Genomic DNA, 14,142 nt, shown 5'->3' on the forward strand with positions numbered 1-14,142 from the left:
ACAATGATACAAACTATCATTAGAATATATTCATAAAAAAGGAGAATGACTATGAGTAAAATAATAGGAATTGACCTTGGAACCACAAACTCATGTGTTGCAGTTATGGTTGGTGGTGAACCAGTGGTTATACCCAATTCCGAAGGGCAACGGACAACACCATCGGTTGTTGCGTTTACCGATAAAGGTGAGCGTTTGGTTGGACAGGTTGCCAAAAACCAGATGATAACCAACCCTGAGAACACCATCCGATCAATCAAGCGGTTTATGGGGCGTGCATACAGTGAGGTTTCAAGTGAAATTAAAATGGTCCCCTATACTGTTGTGGATGATGGGAAAAATGGCGTAAAGGTTAAAACCATTGCTGGGGATTTTACTCCTCAGGAGATATCGGCACGAATTTTACAGAAGATGAAACAGAGTGCTGAAGATTACTTAGGCGAAAAGGTTACCCGCGCTGTTATTACAGTACCAGCGTACTTTAATGATGCCCAAAGGCAGGCAACAAAGGATGCTGGCCGTATTGCAGGATTGACAGTTGAGCGAATAATAAATGAGCCAACTGCTGCAGCGCTGGCATATGGCCTTGATAAGAAGGAGCGTAATCACAAAATAGCAGTATATGATCTGGGTGGTGGTACGTTTGACATTTCCATACTGGAATTAGGCGATGGGGTGTTTGAAGTTAAATCAACCAATGGTAATACCCATTTGGGTGGTGACGACTTTGATCAGCGTATTATGGAATGGTTGATTGCTGAGTTCAAGAAGCAGACAGGCATTGATTTAAGTACTGACAAGATGGCCTTGCAGCGATTAAAAGAAGCAGCTGAAAAGGCAAAGATTGAGCTTTCCAATAAATTGCAGACTGAGATCAATATACCTTTTATTACTGCAGATCAGAGTGGCCCAAAACACCTGATTATGACATTGACCCGGTCAAAATTTGAAGGGTTGGTGGAAGACCTGATTGAATCAACCAAAGAGCCCTGTATTAAAGCATTAGAAGATGCAGGACTTACACCTGGTGATATAGATGAAGTAATTTTAGTTGGTGGCTCAACACGAATTCCCGCTGTTCAGGAACTTGTACGCAGGGTGTTTGGCAAGGAGCCTCATAAAGGTGTAAACCCTGATGAAGTGGTTGCAGTTGGTGCTGCTATTCAGGGTGGTGTGTTGGCTGGTGAAGTTCATGACGTGTTGCTGCTTGATGTTATACCATTGTCACTTGGTATTGAAACATTGGGTGGTGTAATGACAAAGCTTATTGAACGCAACACAACCATACCAACACGAAAAAGCCAGATATTCTCAACTGCAGCAGATAACCAGACAGCAGTGTCAATACATGTGTTACAGGGTGAGCGTGAACTGGCATCACAAAACAGAACCATTGGCAGGTTTGATTTAATTGGCATACCACCTGCACCTCGTGGCGTGCCACAGATTGAGGTAACATTTGATATTGATGCTAATGGTATATTGCATGTATCGGCAAAGGATCTGGGTACTGGCAAAGAACAGAAGATCCGAATAGAAGCTTCAAGTGGCTTGAGCGAAGAAGAAATCAAGAAGATGGTGAAGGATGCAGAATTGCATGCAGAAGAAGACCGTAAAGCACGCCAGCTTGTTGAAGCACGCAATGAAGCCGATGCGCTCATCTATTCACTTGAAAAACTTATTCGTGAAAATGAAGGCAAGATAGAAGCCAGTGAAAAAGCATCCATTGAAGCAGAAATTGAAAATCTGCGGAAAGCAATGGAATCAACGGATATCAATGTTATCCGTGATGCAAAGGCAAAATTGGAACGCGCATCGCATTCCTTTGCTGAACGCTTATACAAGCAGGGTGCTGAGCAGTATGCCAAATCACAACAGTCTGAAGCAGGTGAGCAACAGACAGCTCAGAGTGGCGAAAAAGTATATGATGCCGATTATGAAGTAGTGGATGATGATAAGAAAAAATAATAAATTATGAACAATTATACGACAATGCTTGCCATTGTCGTATAATTTTTGTAATCTTTTTAAATAAGGGGTGATGACCTTGGCTACGACAAAGAGAGATTATTATGAAGTGTTGGGTGTTCCTCGGAATGCATCTGAAGATGAAATAAAGCAAGCTTACCGAAAGCTTGCTTTAAAATATCACCCTGACCGCAATAAAGGAAGCAAAGAAGCAGAAGAAAAATTCAAAGAAGCAACTGAGGCATATGAAGTATTGCGTGATCCCAAAAGGCGTGCGCAGTATGATAAATTTGGCCATGAAGGTGTTGCTGGATTTGAAGGTTTTGGCAGAGGGGCTTATACAGATTTTTCGGATATCTTTGGAGATTTTGATTTAGGTGATATATTTGAAAGTTTTTTTGGTGCTGGTTTTGGCACCCGGACCCGTTCAACACGTGTCAGACGTGGCAGGGATATTCAATATGACCTTTCAATTACGCTGGAAGATGCAGCGTTAGGCAAAGAAGTTCAAATTGAAATTCCACGTCATGAAATATGCAGTGCATGTGGAGGGACAGGCTCAGCGTCGGGAACAAAACCAACGGTATGTCCTGTATGTAATGGCACAGGACAGATCCGTCAGACTCAGGGGTTTTTCTCAATTACTCAAACCTGTTATAAATGCAGGGGAGAAGGTAAGATTATAACTTCGCCATGCAGAGTATGTAAAGGAACAGGCCTTGAGGAAAAACATCGCAAGATTACAGTAAAAATACCTGCTGGTGTTGAATCAGGTTCTCGACTCAAGATTGCCGGTGAAGGTGAGCAGGGACCGGGAGGAGGGCCTGCAGGAGATTTATATGTTGTGGTTCATATTCAGAAACACCCAATGTTTGAACGACATGGCAATGACCTGATAAGCATTGTAGATGTTTCTTTTGCTGTTGCCTGTTTAGGCGGTGAGATTGAAGTGCCAACAATCTATGGGAAAAAAGCCAAGATGAAAATACCCGCAGGCACCGAAAATGGCCAGATTTTTAGACTTAAAGGTAATGGTATGCCCTATTTAGGTTCATATGGCAAAGGAGATCAGCTGGTAAAGATTAATATTAAAGTACCCAAGAAACTTAGCCCGCGACAGAAGGAGCTATTAAAGGAGTTTGCTCGTATTGAGGGTGAAACTGTTGATTCAGACCGGGAGTTTTATACTTAATAAAAGAGCGGCTTTTTCACAGCCGCTCTTTTACATATTTTGCAATAACATTTTGTGCAGCTTCAGACATTTCAATAAATTTAAATGTATAATAGATGATCTTTTCTTTTGTAATAGTCCGTGAAGCCAAAATTTTGCTAACTATCTCAATTTTAAAATTTTCCAGAGTAAAAAACAGGGTATATTCATGTTGATACTGTAATGTTTTTTCAACCCGTACAACTGCTTCAAATTCATTAAGCCGTTCAATTGTGCCATTTACTATCTCATTATCATCATGTTGTATGATTGCTTCTTCCTCTTCTTTATCTTCTTTTTTCCTCTGGATACTGCAGGGTATGAGCGTCTGTATAAATGGATGATGGACTTCTTTTCCCCGTTTTATAGCTTCAGGTTTTTTTAATATTATTGTGTTTTCCTGTATTGCTGTAATTTCAGATTCAAAGGAATATTCAGCATCACCACTTCTAAAAAAGAATATTGATACAGGTTCAGTTATTATTTCATCGGGAAGTTGTCCTGGCTTTCTGAAATATCTGCAATGGATTGCATCTTCTGCAATCAGCATAATTTTTGCTATAAATGCTCTACCGGTCTGGCTATATCCACAAACCAGTGTATCTGTAGATATATCCTCAATTGAATCAAGTGGTTGCTGATATTCTACAGGGTTATAAATTCGTTCATATGTAATAACTATATCCTTGAAGATATCCTTTAAATCTTCAGGGGGTTCTTTGAGTTTGGCCATATATTGCAAAAATTTAACTAAACCTGTTTCAAATAAAGCTTTATTGATGAATATAATTTCAGGTGAACTGAGTTTGGATAGTGCAACAATATGCTGCAGTATACGAACCTGGTAACCGGTAAGTCCCCGCTGTCGGGCTTTGTATATAAAAATTTGCTCTAAGCTGGATTTTTTTAGTTTGAGATATTGATTATATTTCAGCAATGCAAAGAATGCTATTACTAAAAGGATTACAAATACTGTTAATCCCACCTCCCATAAGGGAGCAACACGCCAGCGAACACCAAAAACGGTAATTATTTCCATATTTTTGCCAATATATTATAATAACCCGCGTGTGCCGTAGTGGTATGAATATTTGAGCTCCCTTTGTAAAGGTGGATTCCCGCATGCAGGTATCTATCTACTTCATAATGAAGCGTGATATCAACCTGCAGATTTGAGATTCCATGCTCAGTAGTGTTGGAACTACAATATGACATACCATACACGAACACCGCAGGCTTATTATCTAATATACTCAAATAATATTTGTTGGCAACAAAAATTTTACTTGCTAATGTATAAGCGTTCACTGCTACATATTCAAAAATATTACAAAATACATCAGTGTATCCTTGACTATGGATGAACAATACTTTATTACTATGACGTAGATTTTCTTGTCATGACACATGTAACTCATAATACTTGATTATTTGGCTGTTACTAGCAAAAAGTAAAGGTATTGAATTTTTATGTAAGGATTGTAAATCGCATTCATGATTAAGAAATATACATATACGCTCATTGCAATAATGGTTTGTATAGCTCTTCCATTATTAACATATCCTTTTGGCAAAAATAAGGTAACTATCGAACCATTCAAATGGCACATATTAAAGACAATCCATTGTAATGTGTATTATCCCTATGGGATGGAGCAGCTTGCTACAAAAACCGCTGTTATAGCTGAAAAGGCTTATGTCCATATAGCTGACGCATTGCAACACGAACTCAATGACCCGGTGCCAATCATTGTGTATCCATCACATATTGATTTTCAGGAAAATAACATTCTTCTGCAAATTATTGGGGAAGGAACTGGTGGTTTTACCGAAGCGTTTAAAAATAGAGTGGTTGTGCCTTTTAATGGTTCGTATGATGAATTTCAGCATGTGCTGGTACATGAGCTGGTGCACGCATTTCAATATAATATTTTAATGCGCGATAGTTCCGGAAAAATGCAGTCACTCATGAGTATGGGTGGCGTACCCTTATGGTTTACTGAAGGCATGGCCGAGTATTTGTCGATTGGCTTTGATGAAACTGCAGATATGACCATGCGCGATTTCTTTCTGAACGATCAGTATGTCAGTTTGATTGATTTTACCACATATCGTGTTGGGAACATGTATTACTACTATAAGGTTGGTCAGGCTTTTTTTTATTATTTTGAAACAACGTATGGAAAAGGTAAAATTGGGGAATTTTTGCGAGATATACGGGATCTGGATAACTTTGAAGAAGCATTGAAGGTACACACAAAGAAAAACCTTGAAGAAATTGATACTGAATTTAAACATTTTTATAAAAAGCGCTTTTATCCCATCATAGCAGGAAGAAATTTTGATGAAGAAGAAGGACAGCGAATAACCAACCATCAAAAGACGCGTTCACTATTTAATACCTGCCCTGCCATCTCACCCGATGGGAAAAAAATTGCCTATATTGACAACAGGGATATCTATTCCTCCATTTCAATACTAACTATTGGCCAGGAGCAAGCTGAAGAAAAAGCGCGTGTCATACTTACAGGCAATGAAACATCTGAATTTGAAGGGATGCATTTGCTTGATAACTATCTGTCATGGACACCTGATGGTAAAGGCATTGTGTTTGTATCGCAGTCTAGAAACAGGGATGTTATATTTATTATTGATGCCAGTAATGGAAAAATTTTGAATGAAATTGTATTGCCATTCAGATCACTAAAGGATCCTGCGCTATCACCTGATGGAAAATTTATATGTTTCATTGGGCAAACAAATATACAAAGTGATGTTTATATCTATTCATTGAACGATAAATCATTGAAACAGGTAACACACGATGTATACAGTGAGCGCTATCCAAAACTTAATGCTGATAATACCATTATCTTTTATTCATCTAATTACCCTGCAGGAGATTATACCAGCCAGCAGTATGCCATCATTAAACATACACTTTTAACAAATGCACGCGAAATTATTGTACAACCGCAGTCAAAAAATTTACAGGTTGATATTGCTAAGGATGGGAATAGCATTGTGTATATCTCAAACAGGGAAGGAATATACAATATTTATCAATATGATATATCCAAATCATCTGAAACAAAGATAACCAATGCATCAACCGGTATATTTTATCCACGCGTATTTCCTGATGCAAGCAAAATTGCATTTGTATCATATCAAAATGGTGGATATGATATTTTCATCAAAAAAGACATTAAACCAGTAACTATCGCTCCCCCTTATAATACTGAGCATATACCCGTTATGTTGCCTCAAAGCTATTTCCCGTTGTCACAGGCTATATGGGACAATTACACAACGACAGTATCGCCCGACTGGGTGTTTTTTGGACTTGGTGGCACGGTGGGATATGGTTTTGCTGGTTTTGCGCAGATGAGTTTCAGCGATTATTTAGGTGACAACCGCATTGTGGTAACTACGGATTATCTTCGCTATGGCAGCAGTGCTAATTATTTGAACTGGGATGTGCAGTACCTTTACCTGCGTTACCGGTGGGATTATTCATTGGGATTTTTCAGGCAAAAAAATCCTTTTGGCATATTTACCCTGGCAAGTATAAATGATCTTATTCACAATGCCTACTGGTCCACTCTGTCTATGGATCATTATGGTGTATATGCCATTGCAAGCTACCCATTTACCAGGTTTTCCCGGTTCAGCACCCGTGTTTCGTCAAGTCGCTATGAGCGTGATTACAGTTACCTGGATCAGCGTCCAGATGTTTATGCCAATTTAAATTCAGTATCGGTATCATACAATTACGATAATGTATTGTGGGGTTTTCTGGTTCCCTTACGGGGTACACGTGGTCAGATAATGTTTACCCAGGTTGTTAATTTGACAGGCCAGGATTATTCTTTTAGTAGTATTGATATTGATATACGACAGTATTTCTTTCTGGACAAACAGTATGTGCTTGCATTCAGAGGAATTGGTGGGAAAATAATTGGTGAAAAGAAAGAATATTTCAAGTACTATATTGGTGGATTCAATACCCTGCGCGGGCATCCGTTTATAGAATATGGTGGTACCAATGTTTTCCTGTTCAACGCTGAATTCAGGTTTACGTTCATTGAATCAATACAGATGGGATGGCCATTGTTTTTAAAAATTGGTAATATTGGTGGAGTTTTATTTGTTGATGCTGGTTCGGCGTGGGATAATAACTATACTTTTATGAATAAGAATACAGGAGAATTTCAGGACTTCAAAATGGATATGGGTTTTGGATTTCGCCTTACATTGTATCCCATCGTTATTTTAAAGCTTGACTATGCCTGGCCGTATTATTATGGAAGGTTTGGTAATAAAGAAATTGTTTTCAGTTTAGGATATGAGTTTTAAACACAGGAGAATATACCAATGGAACGGTCTGCACATATTGAGCGCAAAACCAAAGAAACTGATATAACCTTAAAACTGTTTCTTGATAGCATGCAGCCATGCACCATACAAACCGGCATTGGTTTTTTTAACCATATGTTAACACTTTTTGCAACCCACGGAAGGATGAGTATTCAGCTAAATGCAAAAGGTGATTTAGATGTTGATGCCCACCATACAATTGAAGATACAGGAATTTGCTTAGGGAAGGCATTTCAGAAAGCTCTGGGGGATAAACAGGGAATTGTTAGGTTTGGTCAGGCGATAGTACCTATGGATGAAGCATGCAGCAGTGTCATTGTCGACATATCAGGACGAGGGTATTTTGTATACAGGGGTGATAAGCTAAACGGTTTGATACAAACATACAGTGAGGAGTTAACACTGGAGTTTTTCAAAGCATTTGCACACAATGCACAGGTTACCCTGCATATTCAACAATTATATGGCGACAACAGGCACCATATTCATGAGTCAATATTCAAAGCTGCAGGCATAGCACTTTACCGAGCATATACAATAGGTGATAGCACTGCCATTCCATCCACAAAAGGAGTCTTATGATTACCGTTATTGATTATGGCATGGGAAATCTGCGTTCAGTTGTTAAGGCAGTTGAAAAATATACCAGCGCTGTCCGTATAAGCTCTGACCCTGGCAGTATTGCTTCATCTAAAGCGCTGATAATGCCTGGTGATGGTGCATTTGGGCATGCAATGGAAAATTTAACTACATTAGGTTGGGTTGAGCCTCTTGTTGATTTTATACGGCGTGGAGGATATTTTTTTGGAATATGCTTGGGCTATCAGCTTTTATTCACAAGCAGTGAAGAATTTGGCAACCATAAGGGACTTGACATAATACCGGGTAATGTGGTACGATTTACCACTGATTTAAAAGTACCGCATATGGGATGGAATCAGGTTGTTTTCAGACAGCATCACCCTGTTGTTGACGGAATTCCTCAACATAGCTACTTTTATTTTATTCACACCTATTATCCTGTAGTGCTTGATAACTCATGGATAATAGGCCAAACACAGTATTCAGTTGAATTTGCCAGTATTGTTGGAAAAGGTAATTGCATAGCAACACAATTTCATCCCGAAAAGAGCCATACGTATGGATTGCGCATGATAGAAAATTTTGTGAGGTTGGCATGCTCGTAATACCAGCTATTGATTTAAAAGAAGGGCGTTGTGTCCGACTGGTACAGGGGGACCCTTTGCAGGAAACAGTCTATTCATATGATCCCAAAGGTATTGCACAGCAGTTTGAAGAAGCAGGCGCAAAATTAATTCATGTAGTTGATCTGGATGGTGCTTTTGAGGGACAGCCTGTCAATATGCATATAGTCAAAAGAATAGCAAAAGCAGTTTCAATCCCCATTGAAATTGGAGGTGGAATTAGAACCGAAACTGCAATAAAGATGTATCTGGATGAAGGAATTGAAAGGATAATTATTGGGACAGTGTTAATGGAGGATACCTTCAGGGAGATAGCTGAGCGATTTAAGGAATATATTATTGCTGGTGTTGATGCTAAAGATTTAAAAATTGCCACTCATGGCTGGAAAAAAATAATTGACATGGATGCAATCAAATGTATAAAGGAGCTTCAAAGCATTGGCATCTCTGAGATCATTTATACAGATATAGCAACTGACGGGATGCTGCAGGGGCCAAATTATACGTCCATAGAGAAAATTTTATCTGAAATTCCTGGTATAGCTCTTATTGCTTCTGGTGGTGTTTCAGCTATTGAAGATTTGGAAAAATTAAAAAAATATGAAAATCGCGGATTAAAGGGTTGTATTGTTGGCAAGGCCATATATGATGGAAGGATAAATTTGCGCAATGCTATAACATTGTGTGACTAAATGGTGAAACACATGAATGATGACATGTCATTATATGATGAAGATATAAAATTCCCTGTTGAAATTGAACAATATGAGCGCAAAATCTACGATTTAAAGCAGTTGATTGAAATAAGCAAGGGGTTAAATTCAACATTAGATTATAATGTTCTTATTGATTCAATTCTATTAACCTGTATGGGTCAGATGCAGCTTTTAAAGGCTGGCATTTTTACACACCGAAGTATTGATCGGCAGGAATTTGTATTACACCGTAACTACAAAGGCTTTGAAATAGACCATAAAAATGAATACCTAATTCCCACAAATTCCAAGCTCATACAGTTTCTGGATGCTAATTTCCGCTGCTATACCTTAGATGAATTAAAAGAGCTCCTGCCTGATGAGCCATCATTGGAAAATCTCATCAGATTGGATCCATCATTGATTGTACCGTTAAAGGGTAAGGGTACTCTTAATGGAATAATTGTTCTGGCTGACCGTATAAACCAGAAAGGCTTTAGTGAATCTGATAAGGAGTATATGTTAAACATAGCTTCCTTAGCTGGTATTGCTATTCAAAATGCTTACCTGTATGAGTTAGCAACAACCGATATGATGACAAAGCTTAAAATTCATCATTATTTTCAGACAGCACTAATGGAAGAACGTGAAAAATCGTTAAAAAGCAGTTTGCCTCTATCACTCATAATGATGGATATTGACCATTTTAAAAATTTCAATGATACATATGGGCACAGCTGTGGTGATATGGTATTGAAAAATGTTGCTTCTGTTATTTCCAGTTCCGTACGGCAAAGTGACATTGCAGCACGCTATGGTGGTGAGGAATTTGCTGTTATACTCCCTCATACTGATATCAATGAGGCGTTCAAAGTAGCTGAACGTGTTCGTATATCAGTTCAAAAGTCATATATTCTTTATAAAAGAAAAAAGTTAGGGGTGACTGTTTCACTGGGCATAACACAATTCAATCCCGCTATCGACATATCTACAAAGAATATTATTGAACGTGCTGATAAAGCATTGTATGTTTCCAAGCAGCAGGGCCGAAACAGGACAACGGTTCTGCTTTCTGATAAATAAGGTAACTTATAAAAACTGTTTTTTTGGATGTTCCCTTGTGGTCACAATGTATAGGATAAAACCGCTTTCTCTATGTATATATAAATGATTTTGGAAGAAAGTAGTTTTAAAGATGTCCATAATAAATAACAAGAATAATAGTTGACTTTTTTATTATATGCACATATAGTAAAGCATCTTTTAGGACTATCTCAATATATGTAATTGTATATTAATAATAAGGGATATTGGTTATGGTATATAAGAAGGACAACGGAATTATACATTGTTTTAAGTACATTGCAGCACTTTTAGTTATTACATTTTCTGTAAATTTTATTGGTTACCCGTTAATAGCGCAAACAATAGAATCTGATGCTGGTAAAAAATATAAAGATGTTCCCTATCAGGACGAATTTTCCAAAAAAGCACAGGAGCGCCGTGAAGAATCGCCTAACATGCAACGGGATCCACGGCTGGCATGTCTTTTGTCATTAATAATTCCTGGAGGTGGGCATGTTTATCTGCGCAATGACCTCAAAGCAGCAGGTTTTTGCCTGTTAACAGCTACAGCATATTCAGTTTCGGCATATTATCTTTATGTTGCATTGATGAAAACAGACTCATCAACCGAAAGAAAATCACGACTTATCCTATCAGGGTTATTATTTGTTGTTGGAGCACTTATTCATGTAGTTGGTATTGTTGAGGCATATAATGACGCAATTGAAATTAATGAAAAGCAGTTTTACTTTGGAACTGAAAAATCTGTAAGTCCCTATGTTGCAAAGAATTAAAAAAAGGTAGCCTTCTTTAAAACCAACGTATTTTTGTCACGGCTTCAAAACCTTATACAACAAAATTTTAGAAAAAATTGATTGGTTATATTATATTGTATTAAACAATAATTATAATTAGTGAATATTATTATTAAATTATATTATTCCTGAATATGGAATATGGAAGTTTGAACAAAATATAATATAGTATAGGGGGTGTCCCAAAACAATCCGTGGAGTTCTCAATGACGCGGGTGCAAAGTCATTGCGAGCGTAGCGAAGCAATCTAAATACCACAGAAGACAAGATTGCTTCGTCACTTCGTTCCTCGCAATGACAGTATGGCAAAAGTCATTGCAGAAGATGTCTTTTGAGACAACCCTGTACACTATATTCATTATGAAATTTTTTAAGGAATTATTACTGGAATATTATTAAAAAAATATAGTAGTGTATGGTTTAATTTTATTGACATAATAATGCGGTTATTATTATTTTGTCATTTCACAGGGGCCCATAGCTCAGCAGGTTAGAGCGGCTGACTCATAATCAGTAGGTCCGGGGTTCGAATCCCTGTGGGCCCAATACAGGGAGGATGTCCTCCCATTGTTATTATGTAATGCAATTTCAAAAATCCGGGAGAAGGGTATGTACGCAATAGTTGAAATAGCTGGAAAGCAATATAAAGTGGAAAAGGATAAAACTATAGCTGTTGACCTGCTTGAAGCAAAGGATGATGAAACAATAGCTATCGATAAAGTAATGATGTTTGTTGATGGTGACAGGGTTTTAGTTGGTCAGCCGTATTTGCCAAATGTAGAAGTTAAAGCCAAAGTTGGCGGAGTGGTTCGTGGCAAAAAAGTTCGTGGTATAAAATTCAGGAAACGTAAAAATTACACCAGAACGTTAGGGCACAAACAGCCGTATACCAGTATTACTATTGTTGATATGTCAGTTAAATAGTGATCAATATCACATTACAGGGTATAGTCGTTAAAAACAACCAATTTAGCCTGTCGGGCTCTGTTTTTGCTGTCAGTATATCAGGGCATTCAGGGCAGGCGTCAAAAGGTAATGATATAGTATGTGCCGGTGTTTCGGCATTATCGCAATCAGTTGTTTTAGCTTTAGAATATTATGAGATAGTTCATAGTATCAGTCAACAGGAGGGATTACTGGAATTTTCTGTCAATCTTGATAGCCTTACTGATGACAGGAAGATTCGTTGTGAAAGTTTAGTAAGCGTTTTTGTCCTTGGTATAAATGAGATAAGAAAACAATATCCTGAATTTGTGCATGTGAGCATAAAAGGGTAAATACAATATATTACGACAATTACTGAAATAATGAGGTGAATATATGGCACATAAAAAAGGTGGCGGTTCATCACGAAATGGACGAGATTCCCGGTCCCAGCGCCTGGGAGTCAAGGTTTTTGGTGGGCAGTTTGTGAAAAGTGGCTCAATAATAGTACGTCAGAGAGGAACCAAACTGCATCCTGGCACTAATGTAAAACGTGGTAGCGATGATACTCTCTTTGCTATCACTGACGGGATAGTGAAATTTGAACGCCTTGATAAGGATAGAAAAAAGGTATCGGTGTATCCTGTTCAGGCGTAAGGTACAGTATATTAGCATATTTTAAAACTATACTAATAAAAGCTTGTATTGTTGTTGTAACAATATAAGCTTTTTTTATTTGTAAAATAATGTTCTGTAGCCATAAATGTGGTTTTTCATTGTGATAGGGATAGTGATATTATAAATCCATAGTAATCTATTTTCATGCTGGATTCATACCATGAGCTATCCTGTACTATATGTTTATCAATGTTTTACAGTAAACAGGTAATGATGTGGCAAAATTTAAAGATAACATAGTAATCAAAGTGCGTGCTGGCAAAGGTGGTGCCGGTTCTGTTTCGTTCAGAAGGGAAAAGTATATTCCCAAGGGTGGTCCTGATGGTGGTGATGGAGGTAAAGGCGGTGATGTTATTATACAGGCAACCCAGGGATATTATAACTTAGGTCATCTTTTTAAAGATAGGATATATAAAGCCCAGAATGGTGGTTTTGGGATGGGCCAGAACCGCCATGGTAAAGATGGGCAGGATTTGGTTATACATGTGCCGGCTGGTACACAGGTGCTGGATGCAGAAACTGGGGAACTTTTAGCTGATCTTGTGCATGAAGGTGATACAGTATGTGTGGCCAGGGGAGGTATGGGGGGAAAGGGCAATGCGTTTTTTAAAACAGCAACACATCAGGCACCACGGTTTGCACAGCCTGGTATGCCTGGTGAAGAACGTTCAATTTTACTGAACCTTAAATTGATTGCTGATGTGGGTTTGGTGGGGCTTCCCAATGTGGGTAAGTCAACCTTGCTGAAAGCTATCACTAATGCCCAGCCAAAGATTGCTGACTATCCATTTACGACGCTTATACCCAATTTAGGAGTTATTGAGCGGGGTGAGACAGTAATTAAAATAGCAGATATACCAGGAATCATTGAAGGAGCACATAAGGGGTTGGGCTTGGGATTATCGTTTTTGCAGCATATTGAGCGTGTGCGGATTATCCTGTTCTGTATTGAGGCAATTGATGCTGATCCACTGTACACACTTTCACTGTTAAAAGCTGAACTGTCCACATATAATAAGGATTTACCTCAAAGAACATCCATGATTCTATTAACAAAAAGCGATTGTGTAAATGAATCAGTTGTACGTAAACGTATTTCATTGCTTGAAAAAGAAAAATATACAGTGCTTCCCATATCATCATTGACAGGATACAATATAGATATATTAATAGAAAAACTTTTTTTGTTAATGGAATAATTA

13 protein-coding genes, 1 tRNA gene and 1 other RNA gene are annotated in these 14,142 nt (G+C 38.1%); 13 read left to right on the forward strand and 2 right to left on the reverse strand.

Going from position 1 to position 14,142, the window contains the following annotated elements; all coding sequences use genetic code 11:
* The first annotated feature begins 45 nt into the window (after positions 1 to 45).
* Entirely contained in the window at positions 46 to 1,968 is a 1,923-nt protein-coding gene (gene dnaK, locus AB1444_06550; GenBank protein ID MEW6526312.1) for a molecular chaperone DnaK, read from the forward strand.
* Positions 1,969 to 2,047: 79 nt separating this feature from the next.
* The gene (dnaJ, locus tag AB1444_06555) at positions 2,048 to 3,160 is read left to right on the forward strand and encodes a molecular chaperone DnaJ (protein ID MEW6526313.1); all 1,113 of its coding nucleotides are present in this window, start codon (positions 2,048 to 2,050) and stop codon (positions 3,158 to 3,160) included.
* A gap of 16 nt (positions 3,161 to 3,176) precedes the next feature.
* Here dnaJ and AB1444_06560 read toward each other — a convergent pair whose 3' ends face one another.
* Positions 3,177 to 4,217, reverse strand: a complete 1,041-nt coding sequence (locus AB1444_06560) for a hypothetical protein (protein MEW6526314.1) — start codon at positions 4,215 to 4,217, stop codon at positions 3,177 to 3,179.
* Positions 4,218 to 4,235: 18 nt separating this feature from the next.
* Positions 4,236 to 4,419: non-coding RNA, 6S RNA (ssrS, locus tag AB1444_06565), on the reverse strand.
* A gap of 253 nt (positions 4,420 to 4,672) precedes the next feature.
* Here ssrS and AB1444_06570 point away from each other — a divergent pair.
* From AB1444_06570 to obgE, 11 genes are all read left to right on the forward strand, one after another.
* Positions 4,673 to 7,537, forward strand: a complete 2,865-nt coding sequence (locus AB1444_06570) for a BamA/TamA family outer membrane protein (protein MEW6526315.1) — start codon at positions 4,673 to 4,675, stop codon at positions 7,535 to 7,537.
* An 18-nt stretch (positions 7,538 to 7,555) separates the two neighbouring features.
* Positions 7,556 to 8,140, forward strand: coding sequence for an imidazoleglycerol-phosphate dehydratase HisB (gene hisB, locus AB1444_06575; protein ID MEW6526316.1), 585 nt, complete (start codon positions 7,556 to 7,558; stop codon positions 8,138 to 8,140).
* Positions 8,137 to 8,745, forward strand: a complete 609-nt coding sequence (hisH, locus tag AB1444_06580; GenBank protein ID MEW6526317.1) for an imidazole glycerol phosphate synthase subunit HisH — start codon at positions 8,137 to 8,139, stop codon at positions 8,743 to 8,745. The genes hisB and hisH overlap by 4 nt, the downstream gene beginning before the upstream one ends.
* Positions 8,736 to 9,455 carry a 1-(5-phosphoribosyl)-5-[(5-phosphoribosylamino)methylideneamino]imidazole-4-carboxamide isomerase gene (gene hisA, locus AB1444_06585; protein MEW6526318.1) on the forward strand — a complete coding sequence of 240 codons (720 nt, stop codon included), beginning with the start codon at positions 8,736 to 8,738 and terminating at the stop codon, positions 9,453 to 9,455. The genes hisH and hisA overlap by 10 nt, the downstream gene beginning before the upstream one ends.
* A 12-nt stretch (positions 9,456 to 9,467) precedes the next feature.
* The gene (gene dgcA, locus AB1444_06590; protein MEW6526319.1) at positions 9,468 to 10,541 is read left to right on the forward strand and encodes a diguanylate cyclase DgcA; all 1,074 of its coding nucleotides are present in this window, start codon (positions 9,468 to 9,470) and stop codon (positions 10,539 to 10,541) included.
* Between the two features lie 233 nt (positions 10,542 to 10,774).
* Positions 10,775 to 11,317, forward strand: a complete 543-nt coding sequence (locus AB1444_06595) for a hypothetical protein (protein MEW6526320.1) — start codon at positions 10,775 to 10,777, stop codon at positions 11,315 to 11,317.
* A gap of 492 nt (positions 11,318 to 11,809) precedes the next feature.
* Positions 11,810 to 11,883, forward strand: a tRNA-Ile gene (locus AB1444_06600).
* A gap of 64 nt (positions 11,884 to 11,947) precedes the next feature.
* The gene (gene rplU / locus AB1444_06605; protein ID MEW6526321.1) at positions 11,948 to 12,262 is read left to right on the forward strand and encodes a 50S ribosomal protein L21; all 315 of its coding nucleotides are present in this window, start codon (positions 11,948 to 11,950) and stop codon (positions 12,260 to 12,262) included.
* On the forward strand, positions 12,262 to 12,615 hold the full coding sequence (locus tag AB1444_06610; protein MEW6526322.1) for a ribosomal-processing cysteine protease Prp: 354 nt from the start codon (positions 12,262 to 12,264) through the stop codon (positions 12,613 to 12,615). The genes rplU and AB1444_06610 overlap by 1 nt, the downstream gene beginning before the upstream one ends.
* Before the next feature lie 43 nt (positions 12,616 to 12,658).
* Positions 12,659 to 12,919, forward strand: coding sequence for a 50S ribosomal protein L27 (gene rpmA / locus AB1444_06615; protein MEW6526323.1), 261 nt, complete (start codon positions 12,659 to 12,661; stop codon positions 12,917 to 12,919).
* Between the two features lie 236 nt (positions 12,920 to 13,155).
* On the forward strand, positions 13,156 to 14,139 hold the full coding sequence (gene obgE / locus AB1444_06620; GenBank protein ID MEW6526324.1) for a GTPase ObgE: 984 nt from the start codon (positions 13,156 to 13,158) through the stop codon (positions 14,137 to 14,139).
* The last annotated feature ends 3 nt before the right edge of the window (positions 14,140 to 14,142 follow it).

The organism is Spirochaetota bacterium, assembly GCA_040756435.1.
Taxonomy (GTDB): domain Bacteria; phylum Spirochaetota; class UBA4802; order UBA4802; family UB4802; genus UBA4802.